General features: G+C 42.8%; 17 protein-coding genes and 1 riboswitch. Of the genes, 15 read left to right on the top strand and 2 right to left on the bottom strand.

The features are described 5' to 3' along the window. The first annotated feature begins 638 nt into the window (after window positions 1–638). From FFM64_RS04445 to FFM64_RS04420, 6 genes are all read left to right on the top strand, one after another. Complete coding sequence (locus FFM64_RS04445) at window positions 639–2,999, top strand: CDP-glycerol glycerophosphotransferase family protein (RefSeq protein ID WP_137606809.1); 2,361 nt, start codon at window positions 639–641, stop codon at window positions 2,997–2,999. 218 nt (window positions 3,000–3,217) lie between these two features. Then, window positions 3,218–3,613 carry a glycerol-3-phosphate cytidylyltransferase gene (tagD, locus tag FFM64_RS04440; RefSeq protein ID WP_137606808.1) on the top strand — a complete coding sequence of 132 codons (396 nt, stop codon included), beginning with the start codon at window positions 3,218–3,220 and terminating at the stop codon, window positions 3,611–3,613. A 176-nt stretch (window positions 3,614–3,789) separates the two neighbouring features. After that, a complete protein-coding gene (locus tag FFM64_RS04435; protein WP_137606807.1) occupies window positions 3,790–4,878 on the top strand; it encodes an ABC transporter ATP-binding protein in 1,089 nt (362 codons plus the stop codon). Further along, complete coding sequence (locus tag FFM64_RS04430) at window positions 4,878–5,696, top strand: ABC transporter permease (protein ID WP_137606806.1); 819 nt, start codon at window positions 4,878–4,880, stop codon at window positions 5,694–5,696. Before FFM64_RS04435 ends, FFM64_RS04430 begins: the two co-directional genes overlap by 1 nt. A gap of 187 nt (window positions 5,697–5,883) precedes the next feature. Continuing rightward, window positions 5,884–6,780: a LysR family transcriptional regulator gene (locus FFM64_RS04425; protein WP_171000284.1), complete on the top strand. Its 897-nt coding sequence runs from the start codon at window positions 5,884–5,886 to the stop codon at window positions 6,778–6,780. Window positions 6,781–6,831: 51 nt separating this feature from the next. Continuing rightward, window positions 6,832–7,263 carry a pyridoxamine 5'-phosphate oxidase gene (locus tag FFM64_RS04420; protein WP_137606804.1) on the top strand — a complete coding sequence of 144 codons (432 nt, stop codon included), beginning with the start codon at window positions 6,832–6,834 and terminating at the stop codon, window positions 7,261–7,263. Between the two features lie 87 nt (window positions 7,264–7,350). Here FFM64_RS04420 and FFM64_RS04415 read toward each other — a convergent pair whose 3' ends face one another. Continuing rightward, the gene (locus FFM64_RS04415; RefSeq protein WP_137606803.1) at window positions 7,351–7,584 is read right to left on the bottom strand and encodes a hypothetical protein; all 234 of its coding nucleotides are present in this window, start codon (window positions 7,582–7,584) and stop codon (window positions 7,351–7,353) included. 227 nt (window positions 7,585–7,811) lie between these two features. Then, window positions 7,812–7,918, top strand: a riboswitch (TPP riboswitch). A 68-nt stretch (window positions 7,919–7,986) separates the two neighbouring features. On the opposite strand from FFM64_RS04415, the gene thiM reads away from it, so the two are divergent. The 8 genes from thiM (at window position 7,987) to FFM64_RS12375 (ending at window position 16,527) form a co-directional block, all read left to right on the top strand. Next, window positions 7,987–8,778, top strand: coding sequence for a hydroxyethylthiazole kinase (gene thiM / locus FFM64_RS04410; RefSeq protein WP_137606802.1), 792 nt, complete (start codon window positions 7,987–7,989; stop codon window positions 8,776–8,778). 17 nt (window positions 8,779–8,795) lie between these two features. Then, complete coding sequence (thiD, locus tag FFM64_RS04405; RefSeq protein ID WP_137606801.1) at window positions 8,796–9,620, top strand: bifunctional hydroxymethylpyrimidine kinase/phosphomethylpyrimidine kinase; 825 nt, start codon at window positions 8,796–8,798, stop codon at window positions 9,618–9,620. Next, on the top strand, window positions 9,610–10,260 hold the full coding sequence (gene thiE, locus FFM64_RS04400; RefSeq protein ID WP_137606800.1) for a thiamine phosphate synthase: 651 nt from the start codon (window positions 9,610–9,612) through the stop codon (window positions 10,258–10,260). The genes thiD and thiE overlap by 11 nt, the downstream gene beginning before the upstream one ends. Before the next feature lie 604 nt (window positions 10,261–10,864). Further along, the gene (locus FFM64_RS04395; protein ID WP_137606799.1) at window positions 10,865–11,599 is read left to right on the top strand and encodes a gamma-glutamyl-gamma-aminobutyrate hydrolase family protein; all 735 of its coding nucleotides are present in this window, start codon (window positions 10,865–10,867) and stop codon (window positions 11,597–11,599) included. A gap of 19 nt (window positions 11,600–11,618) precedes the next feature. Next, on the top strand, window positions 11,619–13,250 hold the full coding sequence (locus FFM64_RS04390; protein ID WP_137606798.1) for a peptide ABC transporter substrate-binding protein: 1,632 nt from the start codon (window positions 11,619–11,621) through the stop codon (window positions 13,248–13,250). 158 nt (window positions 13,251–13,408) lie between these two features. Continuing rightward, window positions 13,409–14,806, top strand: a complete 1,398-nt coding sequence (locus tag FFM64_RS04385) for a flavocytochrome c (RefSeq protein ID WP_137607056.1) — start codon at window positions 13,409–13,411, stop codon at window positions 14,804–14,806. 125 nt (window positions 14,807–14,931) lie between these two features. After that, on the top strand, window positions 14,932–15,969 hold the full coding sequence (locus tag FFM64_RS04380; RefSeq protein ID WP_223876888.1) for an HIRAN domain-containing protein: 1,038 nt from the start codon (window positions 14,932–14,934) through the stop codon (window positions 15,967–15,969). Between the two features lie 33 nt (window positions 15,970–16,002). Beyond that, the gene (locus tag FFM64_RS12375) at window positions 16,003–16,527 is read left to right on the top strand and encodes a hypothetical protein (RefSeq protein WP_223876887.1); all 525 of its coding nucleotides are present in this window, start codon (window positions 16,003–16,005) and stop codon (window positions 16,525–16,527) included. 44 nt (window positions 16,528–16,571) lie between these two features. Here FFM64_RS12375 and FFM64_RS04375 read toward each other — a convergent pair whose 3' ends face one another. Then, complete coding sequence (locus tag FFM64_RS04375) at window positions 16,572–17,030, bottom strand: NUDIX hydrolase (RefSeq protein WP_137606797.1); 459 nt, start codon at window positions 17,028–17,030, stop codon at window positions 16,572–16,574. Between the two features lie 229 nt (window positions 17,031–17,259). Between FFM64_RS04375 and FFM64_RS04370 the strand changes: the two genes are divergently transcribed. Next, window positions 17,260–18,621, top strand: coding sequence for an amino acid permease (locus FFM64_RS04370; RefSeq protein ID WP_137606796.1), 1,362 nt, complete (start codon window positions 17,260–17,262; stop codon window positions 18,619–18,621). Window positions 18,622–18,720 lie beyond the last annotated feature (99 nt).

The raw sequence follows: 18,720 nt of genomic DNA, 5'->3' as shown, positions 1-18,720 counted from the left end.
GTTATCAAATGAAAAATGATGATAAAAAAGACCGCCCGACGCAGTTACGTCAGGCGGTCTTCTTGATGAGGTGCGGCGACCTTCTGAACGCTTGCGCGCCGATCACGTACCCTCATCATGGTTTGGCACCGAGAGTATTATCGCATGATGTGTCGGTGTCGTCAATTGAAAACTTGATGGCACACGTCCTTTGAGGCGCGGCAGACAGTGTCGTAATTTGGCAAATGTGACCTTCAATCGGAGTAATTAAACTGGGCTTTTTTTGAGAGAGACTATTTCCCGGGTAATAGTCTTGATGGTAATGTTGACGACCGTATGGCTGATGTGACTGTTTTTGCAGTCATGGTCAGTGTCGATAGGTTAGTATAAAGTTGTTGGTCATAGTAAGTAGTGATATTATCTAAGAAACAGCAAGAAACCTTATTGTAATAGTCATTAAGGCGGCTTTATGGCTTCGATTGTCATTAATTATGTGAAAGGCTTGTCCTAACGCGCTGTTTATTTGGATAGTGAGCCAATGACCGCGAGTGTATAATGGTGTCTATAGCAAGTTGGCTTGGTAACTCAATGATGAGTAATTTTGTCGGATGAGTCAAAAATTAAAAGAATGATAACATCAAGTAGAGGATTGTTTATAAATGAAAAAAATTGCTATTTTAGGATTTAATGTTTTTGCTCCCGGGGGGACTTCCCGCAGCAATATTAATTTATTGGAAGAATTTGGTCGAGCTGGCTATCAAATTACCTTTTTTAATTTTAGACAGTTTACACGCCGGGATTTGCGCAAATTAAAAAAAGAAAACCCTACCGTTAATAATGTTGAGTTTTTGTATGTCGCAGATTTAGAAACGCATATTGATTTTGACTACTTTTTTATTACTCGAGAGAGCTTTTTCTGTGTGGCGCCATATATTCGTGCCAACAGTAATGCGATTATTGTTGGTGAAATCCATACCCCGTTGGCGTTGATTGAAGAGACCGACTTAACTGATTACTTACAATATTTCAGTTGTGTACGGGTCGCTACGGAGTCAATCAAAGCTGAGATTATGCGTCGTTTTCATTATGATCGGGTCTACGTTCAAACGGTAAGTCTGGAACATATTGCGAACGAACAAGCAAAATTTGATCCTGAAATTATTGATGAAAATGGCAATGTTAATTTGATCGTCCGTTCACGATTTGACCATCAAAAAGATATTCCTGCAACTATCAAGTTGTTAGACTATATGGTTCACTATCTTCAGCACAATGAGTTTCGTTTATATATTACTGGTTATGGACCTAGTGGGACGATGTATCATAATTTGGTTAGTTATTACGGGCTTGAAAATTATATTTTCTTCAATAGTAGAACGATTCCGAATCGGCATATTTATGTTTCAACGGCGTTTTATGAAACGCTTGGTTATTCAATTATTGAGGAGTTTGCTGGTGGGCACCCAGTTATCGCCTATCCAGGTGATGATAATGTAACACGAGAAAATTTTGACGATTTTAAAGATGTTCTTTGGATCAAGAAGGATCCAGAGATTGATGCACCAAAAATCATAGATTTTATCAAGCAACCACGAACGGAAAAGGATTATCGATACAATCTAGCACAAATTGCCAAGAAAAAAGGTCACTATGTTGCTATTTTTGAGTCATCGACTGCCAAGTTTAAGGAAAACATAGGTCGTATTGATAATGAAAAGGTTACTTATGATCAGATGTGGGAAGATGTTCAAAAACGAACCAAGTTTGATGGCATGCGGCGCTTCCGCCGAGTCTATTACAAAGTTCGCAAAGTGCCAGCAGTTGGGGCTATTGTGCAGCAAGACTGGATTCGTATTCCTGCTATGAAGTTATTAAGTAAAATCGTTGGGAAGACTCCGGACTATACTTCGAATGAGCCAATTGACGAGAATAAAGTATTTATTGAATCATTTCACGGAATAAATTTCTCTGGTGACCCTAAATATTTTGCATTAGAAATGAAGCAGCAAAATCCGGACGCTGAAATTTTTGTTAGCTCCAGAAATCAGCTCGTGGATATGGAAATCCTATCTTATGGTTTCACACCGATTCGAGTGGGGAGTTTGCGATATCTTGAAAAATTCCAAGAGTGTAAATATATCTTTATTAATGGTAATAGCCTTGATAAGGCTGGCAAACGAGAAGGTCAAGTATTCATCCAAACTTGGCATGGTTTTCCAATGAAGCAAATGGTCAATGATTTGGCGGATGCCGATCAACGGAAGAAGGAATCAGAAGCTTTCGCCCCACGGATGCAAAAGTGGGACTATTTAACGACTTCTTCGGCTTATAATGTTGATTTGCTAAAGTCGGCCTTTCGTTTGGATGATAACCCTAACTTGAAAGTCTTTGATAATGGGACGCCTAAGAATGAATATTTATTGAAAAACAGTACTAATACGGCTGAAAAACAGCGAATATTTGAAAAGTACTTTAACCGGCCTTATGACGCAAGCAAGAAAATCGTGCTATTTTGCCCGACTTGGCGTAAAGGGAAGCGTAAGGACGTGTCTGATCTTGATCTGCAGGCTGTTATGCAGGCGTTACCGGAAGACTATCTGATGATTGTGAAGTTACATCCGTTGGAAAGTCACTTGCGGCAACAATATGCTGATTTGAATCCACGAATCTTCTGTTTCTACAATGAATTAGTGGATATTCAAGAACTGTATATCTTGTCTGATCTACTGATTTCTGACTATTCTTCAGCGATCTTTGACTATTCACTGTTGAATAAGCCGATTGTGGTTATGCAAGAGGATGAAGCAGAATATGCCCAAAGTATTGGCTGGTACTTTAATATTGAAGACAAAGTTGGTCTGCATGCCGAAAATTATGACACGAATGGTTTAGTTCAGGCAATTCTAAAAGCGCCAGATACGACTACGGCTTCAAAATTGATCAAGGAACGACTCTTGACCAATGAACATGTTGGTTCCACTGACGAATCACTTAAGATTATCATGTCAGGATCTGATTAATTGTTTTTTATGAATCTGCCATTAATTGTCAACGCTTATATTGATAATTAATGACAGATTTTTTTATTAAAAAGTATTATCTAGGTGTATTATTTTTTAATGATATCCTCCGACAGCTAGTTTTTGGCCGTATTTGGTAAACACCGTAATGACGTGCTATAATTGGGGCTATTATTGAACACCGCGAATCCGGTACTTATATTCAGGAGGATGTACACATGAAACGTGTAATCACGTATGGGACATTTGATCTTTTGCACTATGGACATATTGAATTATTGAGACGGGCTAAGGCTTTGGGCGACTATTTAGTTGTGGCTCTGTCTACTGATGAATTTAATTGGGATAGTAAACAGAAGAAGGCTTACTTCTCATATGAGAAACGTAAGGCCCTCCTTGAAGCCATCCGCTATGTTGACTTAGTTATTCCTGAAGAATCTTGGGATCAAAAAGTTCGTGATATTAAACGATACGAAATTAATACCTTTGTCATGGGTGATGACTGGAAAGGTCAATTTGACTTTGTTGGCGAACAGACTGATGCTGATGTCATCTATCTGCCACGGACGCCAGAAATTTCAACGACTAAGATTAAAAAAGATTTGAAGATGTAAATCGATTGGCTACAATCCAAGTGGTTGTAGCCAATATTTGTTTAAGTGAAATTTTTATGAATAAGTCGTTAACTTACGTTTAAGTTGACCACTGACAAAGGACAACCTAATCGGGAATGAGTATAATATAAAAAGCTCGATTATAACTACTGTACTAGGAAGGAGCTGCTAACAGATTGGATAAGAAGCTCAAAATTCGTGCGCGTTATCTGACTAAAGAATACGATATGATGAAAACCAAAAGCGACAAGTTAAAGTCACTGATGCCTTTTGGGAATACTAATATCGAAAAATTCTGGGCCTTGAAGGGCGTTAGCTTTGATATTTATGAAGGCGATAGTGTCGGCATTGTTGGGCTAAATGGTGGGGGTAAATCCACCTTGCTCAATATTGTGTCGCAGATTATTCCGCCGACTTCCGGTGAACTGGAAGTTAATGGGACGACCAACATTATTTCGGTTGGCGCCGGTTTAAACGGTAAACTTTCAGGCCGTGAAAATATTATTATGAAATGTGAAATGCTTGGGATGAGTCCGGCAGAAATTGATGAAAAAATGGACGACATTATCAATTTTGCCGGCGACCAAGTGATTAAAAAGATTGATCAACCAGTTAAGACGTATTCAAGCGGGATGAAGAGTCGTCTGGGATTCAGTGTGCTAGTTCATCAAGATCCTGATATCTTGATTATTGACGAAGCGCTTAGTGTTGGGGATGCCCCATTCTTTGAAAAGGGTGTTGCTCGCATGAAAGCCTTTAAAGAGCAAGGCAAAACGATCATGTTTGTCAGTCATAGCCTGAGTCAGGTCAAAACACTTTGTGATAAGGTTGTTTGGATTGATCATGGTCGGGTTGTGATGGAAGGGACTGCGGCTGAAGTTTTACCACAGTTCGAAGAGTTTCAGCGTACCTATAATAAGAAGTCTAAAGCTGAAAGAGCTAAAATCACGCGTGATTCCGGCCAAAATTTCAGTTTGGAAGAACTACATGAAGAACATCCTGACGATCCAATTAGTTATTTCCAGAAAAAACTATATGACAAGCCATTTAGTTGGCCGACTCAAGGTGTTCTTGGATTTTTGACCTTGTTGCTAATTTTTACGATTGTCGCGACCTTGAAGGAAGTGCCATTGCGGACGGCAGTCTTGCACCCGCTCTATATCATACCGGCAAGCTGGTTGCTTGTGATTGTTGCAGTCATTGTGGTAATTGCTGGCATCGGAATTTTAACGCGGCATCGTAAGGAAAGGCATGTACTCGACTAATGAAAGAAACTTGGTTAGTTTTACTCGAACAATTTAAAAATCTAAACGTGATTCATCGACTTGCAAAGTACGAAGAAAAGTCGACTTTCCAAGCCCATATGTTAGGTAATGTTTGGCAAATCTTGGATCCAGCGATTAATATTGCGATATATTGGTTCGTCTTCGGGATGGTCTTGTATGGCAATAAACCAATGGATGGTTACTCATACATTGCCTGGTTACTTCCTGGGTTTATCGCTTGGCAATTTATGCGCGCAGAAATTTTGGGCGCTAGTCGTAGTATGGTCAGCCGGGTGCAGATGGTCAGCAAAATGCAATTTCCAGTTTCAACCATTCCAAGTATGACGCTGGCTAGTCAGCTGATTAATTATTGGTGGATGCTGGGAATCAGTATGGTCATCATGTTTATGTATGGTGTCAGACCATCGCTCTATTGGCTTCAGTTCTTCTACTACTTTTTCTGTATGATTGCCTTTTTATATGCGCTGGGGCTTGTTACTTCAACGATTACCGTTGTTGTTCGTGACTTCCATACGTTATTGAACAGTGCCATGCAGTTGATGTTCTGGGTGAGTGGTGCCATCTTTAACTTTAGCGCCAACGCAATCATTGAACAACATCCGATGATTATTCATATCATTCAGATTAATCCGTTCTATTATATTATTGCGGGGATGCGGGAGGCTTTCTTGGGTACCGGTTGGTTCTTCCACGATATTAAGAGTTTTGTTATCTTCTGGTCGATCACACTAATGTTATTGATCTTTGGGAGTCATATTCATTTGAAATTCCGTAGTCGCTTTGTTGACTATATTTAAATTACTGGCAGTCTTCTTTTAAAAAGAGGGCTGCTTTTTTCATATATTAGAGATGTTTCACGTGAAATGAGCCAGAACTAGGTCAATTCGTCAATGAAAACGCTTGAGCGGATTTGATGTTATCGCAATGAAAATACGGTATTATGTGTTAACTAATCGAATATCGTTTATGAAGGGGGTTAACATCGTGGACTTCAAACAGATGGAATATTATTTAATGATTGCGAAATTAAAAAGTATGACTAAAGCGGCGGCCGAGTTGCATGTTGCCCAGCCTTACCTGAGTCGCCAGTTAAAACAACTAGAGGATGACTTAGGAGTCACTCTTTTGAAACGGACGACCCGTGAAATGCAACTAACTGCGGCCGGTCGGGTACTACAACAACGGGCACAAGAGTTACTCGAGTTACGACAACAATCACTACAAGAATTGACAGCGGTTGCGGATGGTCAACTAGGTACCTTGAAGATTGGGGTCACGGCCTCAATTAACAATGGGCTAGTTCCCGCGTGGCTGGCACAGTATTATCAACAGTATCCTAAAGTACAATTTATTATTGAGGAACAGTCTGGTAGTGAGATGCCGGCAATGTTAGCACAACAGCGTATTGATTTAGGGATTATTCGGGCAACTGGTCCCATCGCAGGCTTTCAAATGTTGAAGTTACCTAGCGTGCCAATTGTGATGGTCGGGCATCAATTAGCAACAACTGCTGAAGATAAAGGGGTGCCAATCATTGTCCTAAAAGGTCAACCTTTATTAGTGCATCGCTACCATGCTAATTTGATTGCGAAGCTCTGTCACGCGGCTGGGTTTGAGCCTAACTTTTTAGCGCAGGTTGACGATCCACTGACACTTTTAAGATTGGCTAATCAGGGGCTAGGAACGGCCTTAATTCCACAGGATTGGCTGGATTTAGTTCAGTCTCGGCAACGTCAGGTTCAAATCTTAGCCGCACCGGAATTGACCCGACCGACAGCTGTTATTTGGCAAACTGAGAAGCTATCGTTAGCTGCGCGAAACTTTGTTGAATTGATTCAGGCACAAAAAATCGAAATTAAACCGAACGTACGTTTGATTTAACGGTGAAGTAGCGTATAATTAGGGCTATCAATTAGCAAGAGGGTGCGGAAAATGAATCTTGAAACACTGCAACAAGTGATCGCAACATCTAATAAAATTGCCCTGGGGACGGCCTTAGATAGCCAGGCAGATGTGAAGATTGTTAACTTCGTTTGGTTTCCAGAATCACCGGAGACGTTATTTTTCTCGTCTGTTAAGGATAGTGCAGCCTTGACGACGTATGCTCAGCAACCCGATGTTGCCTTTATCTCTGTTCCTAGTGATGGCGCAGTGGGTAATCCTTATATTCGAGCGCAACATGTGCAATTGGTGCGTTCTGATAAAACGATGGCTGATTTATTGCCACGGTACTTAGAAACCGTGCCAAATTACCAAAAAGTCTGGGATTTGATTGGCCCGAAGTTAGTCGTTTTTGAACTAAAGCCTAAAACATTATATGTTGATCCAGGTCTTGGTCAGGAAAAAGGAACCTTGCATTTTTAAACGAATTGGCTTGATCCAGTAATATCGTGCTTTTTTGAAAAAGAAAGACCCAACCGAGTTAGACAGCTCAGTTGGGTCTTTTCATGATTATAGACGGCTATTATAAATTAAGAAACTAATATAGCAGTTATCGCCATCAGGTAAATCATAACCAGTATTTTGGTTAGAACCATCGTTTTCATGTAAAACGACAAATTCACCAGAACCGTAGTCTTGATCATTTAAATAAGTGACAAGACGTTCGTCACATTCAGCCAAAGTCTTACCAGTAACGACTCGACGATTCCAACCACGATGAACAGCACCATTTGGATTAATCAAATTCTTCACTCCTCACTTTGAAGTCATCAATTGCATTATCATAAGTAATGTCACCTTGATGGACAGTGTTAGCTAATTCTAATAAAAGGAGCAACAGAATTAACCAAATTAAGCTCACACTTAATCATAGCAAAGTTTGGTTAGAATAATCAATGACAAGTCTTATTAGATTATTGCAACGGTTAGTTGACGGTAGCGCTTTCAACTATTACACTTAGAGTAATTAAAATAAACACTAGGGGTGTCCATAGATGGGCTGAGATGGTAATGTACTTACTAATCCCTTTGAACCTGTGAGTTCAGACTCGCGTAGGGAAAGTGTCGAAGCTGAGTCAAATTGGCGACCACCGGTTCAATGAAAGTTGAGTCGGTCTTTTTTTGTCCTTTTTGGGGGTGTTTGTAATGAAGCTAGACTTGTTAAAACAGTTACGGTCAGAAAATCCAATCGTGTTCAATATTGCTAATTTTGTCACCGCACAGGATGTTGCTAACGGCTTAAACGCGATTGGTGCGTTGCCGATTATGTCTGCGGAAATTCAAGAAGCATCGGATATGGTTAAGATTTCGAGTGCAGTTTGTCTGAATCTAGGGACTTTAACGGCGCTACAAATTGAACAGATGAAAGTTGTCGGTCAACTAGCTAATGAGCAGAAAAAGCCGATTGTTTTCGATCCAGTCGCAGTTGGCGCCAGTTCATATCGTCAGAGTGTGGCGGAAGCATTATTGACTGGCTTTCAGGTTGCGGTTATTCGAGGGAATGCTGGTGAAATTGCCGCACTTGTTGGTAGTGCTTGGCAAGCCAAGGGAATTGACGCCGGAACTGGCACGGGTGATCTAGTCAGTATCGCGCAAGCCTGCGCTGTGAAGTATCACTGTATCGTGGTGCTTTCGGGGCCGACTGACTTGATTACCGATGGGCAGCGCATGGGTCAAGTTAACAATGGGACCCAGTTGTTCCAATTACATGTTGGTTCGGGAGATCTGCTCTCTAGTTTAGTTGCGGCATTTACGGCAGTCGCGCCAGATGACTATTTTGAAGCTGCTCAAACGGCATGCTTGGTCTTAGCGGCGACTGGTCAATTGGTGGCCAAACAAATGACAGCTGATCGTCCTGGGACCTTTGGGATTGACTTACAAGACAAATTACATTTAATTACGGTTAAGGAAATTAATAAAATCGCCTCAGTTCGTTGAAAAGAAGGTTGACACAAATGGTTGATTATCCACAAGTTTTAACGATTGCTGGCACGGATAGCGTCGGTGGTGCCGGCATTATGGCAGATCTGAAAACGATGCAGATGCGCCATGTATTTGGCACGGCAGTGGTCGTCGCGGTAACGGCTCAAAACACATTAGGGGTTCAAGACTTTATGGCATTGCCAGAGAAGCTGATTAATGAACAATTTGCGTCATTGGCGGCTGACTTTAGTATTCGTGCTTGCAAGACTGGCATGTTGGCCGATGCGGAACATGTTCATGTGGTTGTTGAAGCGTTAAAGAAATATGATTTTGGCCCGTTGACGGTTGATCCAGTAATGATTGCTAAGGGTGGCGCACCCTTGTTAGCGGATGATGCGATTCAGACCGTTCGTGACGAATTATTGCCACTAGCAACGGTGGTGACACCTAATTTGCCAGAAGCAGAACGGTTAACTGGGTTGGGAATCACGACCACTGATGATATGGTTGCCGCTGGGCAAGCGATGCAGGCATTAGGAGCTAAAAATGTCATCATTAAAGGTGGGCATGGGCATAATCAGACTACTGCGGCTGATTATGTGATCCTGGCAGATGGCTCGGCATTCTGGTTGTCTGCGCCTTGGATAGAGACAGTTCGGACTCACGGGACCGGCGATACGCTGTCCGCTTGTTTAACCGCTGAATTAGCCAAGGGAGTTTCGATGGCTACTGCGATTCAAACAGCTAAGGCTTATGTGACCGCGGCAATCAAAAATACGATTCAAGTTGGTCATGGGCATGGCCCACTAAATCATTGGGTCAATCCAAATGACGAGGTGAGTCGCTATGACGCTTGATTTCTCACCAACGCAATTACGTGCATATTTTGTTTGCGGGTCCCAAGATGTTGGTGACCGTGACTTAGTAGCTGTTGTCGAATCCGCGTTGCAAGCTGGCATTACCGCCTTTCAATTTCGAGACAAAGGGAGCAGTCGGTTAACTGGTTTAGAACGACGACAATTGGGTCAAAGATTACACCAGTTATGTGCAGCCTATCGTGTGCCATTTATTGTTGATGATGATGTTGCGTTAGCATTAGCCTTGCATGCAGATGGGATTCACGTTGGCCAGAGTGACCAACAAATTCAGCAGGTTTTAGACCAGGTGCGAGGGAAAATGTTTGTTGGACTGTCTTGCTCGACACCAGCCGAAGTTGAAGCGGCCAATCAGTTAGCTGGGATTGCTTACTTAGGCAGCGGGCCAGTTTTCCCAACGACGTCTAAGTCGGATGCTGATCCAGTCATCGGCTTGCGGGGGTTAGCAACGTTAGTCAGCCTTTCTCGGCGACCAGTTGTGGCGATCGGTGGTATCGCGACGACACAATTGGCGGCCGTTGTCGGAACAGGTGCACGGGGCTCCGCTGTAATTTCTTTACTAGCGCAGAGCGATAATATGGTTGCAACGGTACAAAAGATGTTAGCAGTGACGATAGCGTAAAATGATTTCCCGGGAAATAACATAATCAGTGGCCGTGAACTCATGAAATGACTGAACATTGTTCTAGTTTTCAGCTTGTAAAATAATTAACCGGCCGTATACTAAAGTTGCATTCCAATACTTTAGTATCAGACCTGCTGTGAAGAAAGAGACAAACTGAAAATCGGAAAAATCACCGGAACGATTTGGAAGACTATCTTAAAACACTTTTTTATCATTAACTGTAAAAAGACGATACGAAATAGATTAAAAAGCTGTGCTCACAATCAAAATGTGACCATAGCTTTTTTCTTTGAAGACTAATGATAACCAGATCGCATTTAATATGAATCAATTATAGACTGCTATAATTGTGGATAGTTTTTTCACTAACTTAGCAGTTGACTTTTTGTATGAAGAAACCTAATCTTATATTAATCTAATTGCCATTATTTTCTAATTAACCATCAAAGGTAATGAATAGAAAGTGTTAATCAGATAGATTCATATGGCTCTGTGCCAGTTATTGCCGTAAAATCGGGGTGGTGGTACGAAATCAATTGTTTTTGTATGCAATGCGTATGGAGACTTTTGCAATAAATAGCGAAGAAAGAAGTTGTTGAAGATGACAAAACCAATTATTGGGGTAGCACCTGGGACGCTGGCTGTTGATAGTCAGATGTTTCCTGGTCGGCAACGCGACTACGTCAATCGGGTTTACTTGCGCTCGATTACTGATAATGGGGGGATACCACTAGTCTTGCCAGTAACCACGGATGCTACTACGATCGCGCGTTATGTGAGCCTGATTGATGGGTTATTGCTCTGTGGTGGTCAAGATGTGGATCCATTAATTTATGGGGAAGAACCATTAGAAAAGCTCGGCGGGATTGATCCGCAACGAGATGCTTATGAAATTGCTTTAATCAAAGCTGTTCATGGCGCGCATAAGCCGATTTTTGGTATTTGTCGTGGGTTACAAATCCTGAATGCTTGTTATGGTGGCACGATTTATCAAGATTTAGCCTATATGCCGGCTAACCAAGGAACTATCAAGCATTTACAAGCACAATTGCCCGCGTATGGTATGCACCACGTCCAAGTGGCAGAAAAATCAGTATTGGCCGACTTCTTAGGTGAAACTAAGTTAGCGGTGAATTCATTCCATCATCAAACGTTGCACCAAATTGCACCGGGATTTCAAGTTGTCGCAACCGCACCAGATGAAGTCGTTGAAGCGATTGAATCGACCACTGGCGGCTTACAGATAGCCGTTCAATGGCATCCAGAAGAAATGCAGGCAGTTAATCCAGTCATGGCACGCTTATTTGCCAAATTTATTGCAACCAGTCACAGTTAAGATTGACGGGGAATAGCGTATGAAAGCAACAAAAAAGTGGTTAAGTGGTCTAGGAATTATGGCATTGGGCTTAGTATTAGCTAGTTGTGGCACACAAACGCATTCAAAGTCTAAGGCTAGTAACAAAACATTGACAGTCACGGCTTCACAAGCAATTGCAACGGCTGATCCCAATAAAGCTGATGATGTCGTCAGTGAGGCCGCCATTGCACAGTTTATGGAAGGACTATATACGACCAATACCAAGGGGAAAGTCATTCCGGCCATCGCGACAAAGGTTGTGAAACCCACGAATGGTGGCAAACGATACACTTTTACGTTGCGACATAATGCTAAATGGTCCAATGGTCAGAAGGTGACGGCGGCAGATTTTGTCTATGCTTTCCAGCGACAAGTTGATCCAACAACGAAGTCACAAGAAATCGGACATCTAACGGAAGTTCAAAATGCTACCGCTATCACGGCTGGAAAGAAGCCAGTTAAGTCGTTAGGGATTAAGGCACTGGGAAAATATAAGTTACAAATTACCTTATCTCAAAAGACGCCGTATTTTAATTATCGGTTAGCGACTGAACTATACCCACTTAATCCAACTTTTACGCAAAAGTATGGGAATAAATATGGGACGACGGCAGCCAAAACGTTGTCGAATGGGCCATATATGCTCAAAGATTGGGATGGCACCAGCGATACTTGGAAATACGTCAAAAATCCTAATTATTATGATCAAAAAAATGTTCATATTAACAACATTAAAGTTGAAACCGTTAAGACGAATAGCACGGCCCAAAATTTATTTGAAAGCAAAGCAGTTCAAGTGACTCAAGTTACAGGAACCCAAGTGGCGGATGCCAAGCAAGGGGCTTTGAAAAAAGAGTTAACAGTGACGAAACTCAATCAGCTTTACTTTATGCCGTGGAACACTCGGCGGTCGGCGACGAAAAATGTTGATCTGCGTCGTGCAGTGAGCTACGCTTTAGATCGCCAATCACTGATCAAGAACGTTTTGAAGGATGGCTCCCTCGCGGCCACGTCACTAGTGCCGACGGGTAATACTAAGAATCCAAGTACTGGACAGGATTTTAATCAGGACACGGGAGATCTGTATCCGTATAGTCCAACCAAGGCGAAAACTTATTGGGAAAAGGCACAGGCGAGCTTGGGTAAAAAGACGCTGGCACTGCAACTACTGACTAGTGATGATGATGTGAATAAATCGGTTGCCGAATATATTCAAGCCGCAATTGAGAAACATTTAGATGGTGTTAAAGTCAATGTCAAATCCGTACCACTGACAAATGAAATCTCAACGTTAAGCAAGGGTAATTTTGATTTTGCCACGTTGTCTTGGTCCAGCGATTTTCAAGATCCAATTGATTTCTTAAATAAAGCTTCGGTCACTAATTCGGTTGATTTTGGGAAATTTCAAGATGCTAGCTATGAAAAGCTGATTGCCACAATCACTGCTGGCGACCAGACCAAAACTGCTCGTTATCAAAGTATGCAACAGGCGGCTAAGTTGGTTGCAGAACAACAAGGTGTTACACCGTTGTATCAAACAGCAGCGGCCCATTTAATTAGCAATAAAGTCGGCGGGGTCCATTTCACTTTGTTGCGGGATGCTTTGTATCGATACGCTTATTGGAAATAAATAGTGTTATTAAAACGGTTCTGATAACTTGTCGGAACCGTTTTTGAGTTTGCACTGTTTATTTTAAGACTGAACCAGTAAAATAGAACTTAACAAAAAATGTTTCACGTGAAACATGCGATATGTCACACGGATTTGGTGAAGGGATGGGGAAGTACATGGCTAAATTTCAATTTGAAGCAACACCGTTGGCTGCTTTACATGATCAATATGATGTGATTATTATCGGCTCTGGGAGTACTGGTTTAGTAAGTGCTGTTCAGGCGCATGAGTTAGGGCTAAAGCCGGTTATTTTAGAAAAAATGCCAAAGATTGGTGGTAACACAACACGCGCGTCATCGGGGATGAATGCGGCGGAAACTTTGGTTCAGTTAAAACAACACGTGGTGGACAGTTACGCTGATTTCTATCATGAAACGTTGGTGGGGGGCGGTGAGCAAAACGACCCCGCAATGTTGGATTATTTTGCATCACATGGCGCGCTTGCCATTGATTGGTTGGCCGCTCATGGGATTGAATTAGATGAATTGACGATTACTGGTGGGATGCGGGTGCAACGAACGCATCGGCCTAGCAGTTTGGCACCAATTGGTGGCTTTCTGGTGACACAATTACTGAAAGTAGTGGCTGCTGAAGAGATTCCATTATTCACGGAAGTCACGGTAACCGAGTTAGCAAAATCTGATGGGAAAGTCACAGGTGTGTCTGTTAAGTTACCGACGGGGCAGCAGCGGCAGTTAGCTGCACCGGCAGTTATCCTCGCTACCGGTGGCTTTGGGGCCAATCCTGATTTAATTGCCAAATATCGGCCAGATCTAAAGGATTATCGCACGACTAATCAACCGGGTGCTACCGGTGATGGGATTAGTTTGGCCACTAAAGCAGGCGCCGAATTAGTGGATATGGCACAGATTCAGGTACATCCGACCGTTCAACAAGATACGGCACATGCCTTTTTGATTGGAGAGGCAGTTCGTGGTGAAGGGGCAATCTTAGTCAATGAAGACGGGAACCGTTTTGTGAATGAGTTGACCACCCGCAAGGCCGTCACTGCCGCTATTGACCAGTTACCGACAAAACATGCTTATTTAATTTTGGATGCAGCCGTACGTGAACGAGTGCCAGCAATCAATTTTTATGACTCAGTTGGTTTAGTCGTGACGGGATCAACGTTAGTAGAACTTGCAGATAAAATTGAAGTTCCGGCTGAACAGTTAATGACAACGGTGACAGACTGGAATACGGCTGTGACGACTCAGACAGACAAACAGTATGGTCGTACGACTGGGATGGGTCATAAGCTAGCGACTGGTCCCTTCTATGCGATTCACATTGCGCCGGCAGTGCATTACACCATGGGCGGGGTCAAGATTAAACCCACAACGCAAGTGCTTGCAACAACTGGTCAAGTGATTCCAGGGCTATACGCAGCGGGTGAAATCGCTGGCGGTCTGCATGGTAACAATCGTATTGGTGGTAATTCCATTGCTGAAACAGTGGTATTTGGGCGTCAAGCAGGTCAGCAAGTTTATCGATATTTAACAGCATTAAATTAGCTGAATAAAACGTTGAAGCTGAGTATCATTGGCATCAACGTTTTTTTGACTTGCTTTATGGGAAGGCTTTCATTAGGGGCTGCAAGTAAGCTATAATTAAAACAATTAAAAGGCGGTGAGGCGGTATGTCTCTTCAAAGTGGCATGCAAGTATTATTGTCAACTGGAGTCAGTTATCAGATATTGGCTGTAATTGATCAGGGAAAACACTGCTTGGCTAAACAACTACAAGCTGATGCAGTGGTCGATATTATTGCAACAGCTGATATCGTTCAGATAACTGAACAAGGCCTGAGGACAGAAAAAGCAACTGGAGATCAAGAATTAGCTATGGTTGACGTTGTCGGTGAACGATACATTGACGATATTGACCGAAACTTAGCCACACTGGTTGATGGTACGACGGTCTTACTACAACGTGAAGCAAATAACCAATACGATGATCAGGCAATTTCTGTCTGGAACCTAGCGCATGCGCGTTTAGGCTATCTATCTCGCTATCAAAATGCGCCATATGCGGCGTTGTTGGATCAAGGGGCCTATTTATATGGGCAAGTCTGTCATCTTGATCAGAAAGCACAAAAATTAAAAGTGACGTTATTTCGCGTAACAGGCATCGCAGAAAATCCGGCTATTAGAATTCAACAGCGCTTAGCGCAAATGCCGATGACTGGTCCCGCAGCGTTGCCACAGTCGTTATTGAACACGCCGCTGGGAAATCTAATCGTTAAGAGTAACGAGCGTCCGTTGAAATATCAACTAACCGAGTTGACGCCTTGGCTGACGCCAGATGATCGATTGGCAGTGACTCGGCGTTATTTGGTGACGCCGGACTGGACGTCGGTCACGGACCAGAGTTTGGTTACTTGTGAATTGAGTGCTGAAACTAGTGTGATCGAAACTTGGCAAAACGCCACGGAACAGGCAGTTGTGCTCGCCAATAGTGACAGCTTTTATGTGGTTGGGCTGAGCGCGAAGACGTATACTGCTGATAATGATAACTTTATTACGGATGCTACGGTTCCCAAGGCTTTCTATCGAGTTGGTCAAGTTGCCGCGCATCAAGCGGCTGGTTTTGTCGTGAGTTGGGTCTCTTTTGGTGCCTTGCAGGTAAAAACAACGATGCAGCAAGCGTTACATTACCCGAGCATCCCGGCGTGGTGACCATACGCAGCCCAAGTAGCTGAGCAGTCACAATTGAGCTTGACACGTGCGGAGCTTGCGACATTGCTGGTTTCACCACGGCCGAATATTCAAGGCGGCCAAGAGCTGGCGCCAAGTGTGAGTGAGGTTACTGTCGCCAAATTACGTTCCGTTTTGGGCGATCAGGCGTATCATGCTTTAGCCAGTTATCAAGATCGGGTCCAGTTAGTCGAGGGTAGTTTGGCCAACGTGGACGCAGGGCTGCTCCAGACGCTTATTCATGCAACGATCTATCACGAAATTAGCACGCTGCGTTACTTCTCGCCAGATCTTGGCATTATCAGTTTGCCAGTTTATCCTTGTCAGATTTTTAGCGCAACTTTAGGCGAGCATGAGTCGCAGGAAATCGGCTGGTTAGCCTTTTACAATTTCGAGAGTTTTGAGGTTCAACAAGTCCCGTTAACGGCGATTTCAAGTGTTGCAATCATTGAAAATCCAGAACATCCCCAACGGCTGATGGCGCCGGAAGAATTGGATTGGTTACCGTTGTTTTTAAATAGTTGGAATGATATGGACTAATTAGTCAAATTAAAAAGCTGTGACCAGTGAAGGCCACGGCTTTTTTAATGATGCTTTAGAAATTCTTTTGCGGCAATTAATGTGTCCGCGGTCTGCTGATTCAGTAAGGGTGGCAAATTGTCAAAGTCGAAGTAAGCTAGTTTAAGAGTCTCATCGGTGGCAGTTTGGAGCGGTTGGCCTCCGATTGCTTCAACTAAGAACAATTCAGTAATCGTTTGGACCACATCACCGTTCGGATAGACGGTTTCACCCTGATCGAAGATCCCGATCGGAGCGACGATTTTGACGTCGATGCCACTGTCTTCCTTATATTCGCGAACACAGGCGGTAGCATAGGTCTCGCCATATTCCAAATAACCGCCAGGAAGACTCCAATTATGGGTATCCGTTCTAAGATTTAACAAGACTTGTTGCTGCTCATTGACTAAAATTCCCGCGGCAGTGTTTAAGATCAACGGTTTATGCCCGACCAATTCACGTAACTCTTTGATGTAATTCGCCATGATGCTTAACCTCACTTTGACTTATTTTTACTAGTATAACGGTTACAGCGACAAAATCCTATGTTAATGAACTTCTACATAGTTACCAGAATCACAGTCAGAATAGGTGTTAGTGACACTTTATTAGAAAACTATCATTTGCACCACAGTGAAATTTTAGCTAAGATGTAAGTTAACACTTGTGACAGGTCACAAGTTGTTCTTTGAATTAATGAAAAGAGAGAAAGTTATGCAGAGAAAATTAAGTACGGGCCAGATGCAGATGATTGCATTGGGTGGCACGATTGGGGTAGGGCTCTTTATGGGGTCTAGCTCGACCATCAAGTGGACCGGACCGTCAGTTTTAATCGCGTACGTCGTTTCAGGTGCATTTCTATATCTGATTATGCGAGCGCTTGGCGAAATGCTGTATGTGGATCCTAATACCGGATCGTTTGCTAAGTTTGCTTCCGAATACATACATCCTGTTTTTGGTTATTTAACGGCTTGGAGCAATATTTTCCAGTTCGTCGTCGTTGGGATGAGTGAAATGATTGCCTTAGGTGGCTATTGTCGATACTGGTGGCCGAATTTGCCGGACTGGATTCCGGGATTGATTGCCATTGTTTTCTTGGCGGTGGCCAATCTAATCTCGGTTAAAATGTTTGGGACGCTGGAGACGTGGTTCTCATTGATTAAAGTCGTCACGATTGTGTTGATGATTATTGCCGGATTAGGACTGATTCTATTTGGCTTTGGGAATCATGGTCAACCCATTGGGATCAGCAATTTATGGTCGCATGGCGGCTTCTTTACCGGTGGGGTAAAAGGCTTCGTCTTCGCCTTGTCGATTGTGTTAGCTTCTTATCAAGGCATCGAACTCATTGGGGTAACGGCTGGTGAAGCTGAAAATCCACAGAGTACCTTGGTCAAAGCCATTCGGTCAACGGTTGCGCGCATATTGATTTTTTACGTTGGCGCCATTTTTGTGATTGTCAGCATCTACCCTTGGGATCAGTTGAGTCAAATCGGATCACCATTTGTCCAAACTTTTGCTAAAATCGGGATCACTGCGGCGGCCTCAATTATTAATTTCGTCGTTATTACGGCGTCATTGTCCGGGACCAATTCTGGTATTTATAGTGCTAGTCGGATGACGTATACTTTGGCTGAAAATGAACAGTTGCCGCATCGGATGACACTATTAAATCGCCACGGCGTACCGTTCTACGCGGTGATTTCAATTTCGGCCGGAATTCTAATTGGTGTCGTTTTGAATGTGATTTTGCCAATGTTCTTCAAGGATGCTAGCGAAATTTTCGTAATGGTTTATAGCTCAAGTGTGTTACCAGGGATGGTACCGTGGGTTGTTATCCTAATTAGTCAGATTGAGTTCCGCAAGCAAAATGCCGATAAGATGGTTGATCACCCATTTAAAATGCCATTATCGCCATATTCTAATTATTTAACGTTGGCATTTTTAGCGTTAACGTTAGTCTTCATGTTCATCAACCCGGAAACCCGCTATTCAATTTTGGTTGGGGTGGTCTTCCTGGTGATTATGACCGTGATTTATTTCCACAAATACCGTCAGCCTAAAGCTGACAACTAGAATCAGCACTTACCAGTGAAATTGCTATAGTCCCTTTAAGGTTGACAGATGAAAAACAATAATTCATCTATCAATGCTTAAGGGGATTTTATTATGCCT

The sequence above is a fragment of the Lactiplantibacillus daoliensis genome, assembly GCF_005405005.1.
GTDB classification, from domain to species: domain Bacteria; phylum Bacillota; class Bacilli; order Lactobacillales; family Lactobacillaceae; genus Lactiplantibacillus; species Lactiplantibacillus daoliensis.
The sequence above is the reverse complement of the archived record's forward strand: the minus strand, read 5'-3'. Positions and strand labels throughout refer to the sequence as shown.

Coding starts and splice junctions, on each gene's coding strand:
- FFM64_RS04445 (WP_137606809.1), top strand. CDS start 639: ATGAAAAAAATTGCTATTTTAGGATTTAATGTTTTTGCTCCCGGGGGG.
- tagD (WP_137606808.1), top strand. CDS start 3,218: ATGAAACGTGTAATCACGTATGGGACATTTGATCTTTTGCACTATGGA.
- FFM64_RS04430 (WP_137606806.1), top strand. CDS start 4,878: ATGAAAGAAACTTGGTTAGTTTTACTCGAACAATTTAAAAATCTAAAC.
- FFM64_RS04420 (WP_137606804.1), top strand. CDS start 6,832: ATGAATCTTGAAACACTGCAACAAGTGATCGCAACATCTAATAAAATT.
- thiM (WP_137606802.1), top strand. CDS start 7,987: ATGAAGCTAGACTTGTTAAAACAGTTACGGTCAGAAAATCCAATCGTG.
- thiD (WP_137606801.1), top strand. CDS start 8,796: ATGGTTGATTATCCACAAGTTTTAACGATTGCTGGCACGGATAGCGTC.
- thiE (WP_137606800.1), top strand. CDS start 9,610: ATGACGCTTGATTTCTCACCAACGCAATTACGTGCATATTTTGTTTGC.
- FFM64_RS04395 (WP_137606799.1), top strand. CDS start 10,865: ATGACAAAACCAATTATTGGGGTAGCACCTGGGACGCTGGCTGTTGAT.
- FFM64_RS04390 (WP_137606798.1), top strand. CDS start 11,619: ATGAAAGCAACAAAAAAGTGGTTAAGTGGTCTAGGAATTATGGCATTG.
- FFM64_RS04385 (WP_137607056.1), top strand. CDS start 13,409: ATGGCTAAATTTCAATTTGAAGCAACACCGTTGGCTGCTTTACATGAT.
- FFM64_RS04380 (WP_223876888.1), top strand. CDS start 14,932: ATGTCTCTTCAAAGTGGCATGCAAGTATTATTGTCAACTGGAGTCAGT.
- FFM64_RS04375 (WP_137606797.1), bottom strand. CDS start 17,030: ATGGCGAATTACATCAAAGAGTTACGTGAATTGGTCGGGCATAAACCG.
- FFM64_RS04370 (WP_137606796.1), top strand. CDS start 17,260: ATGCAGAGAAAATTAAGTACGGGCCAGATGCAGATGATTGCATTGGGT.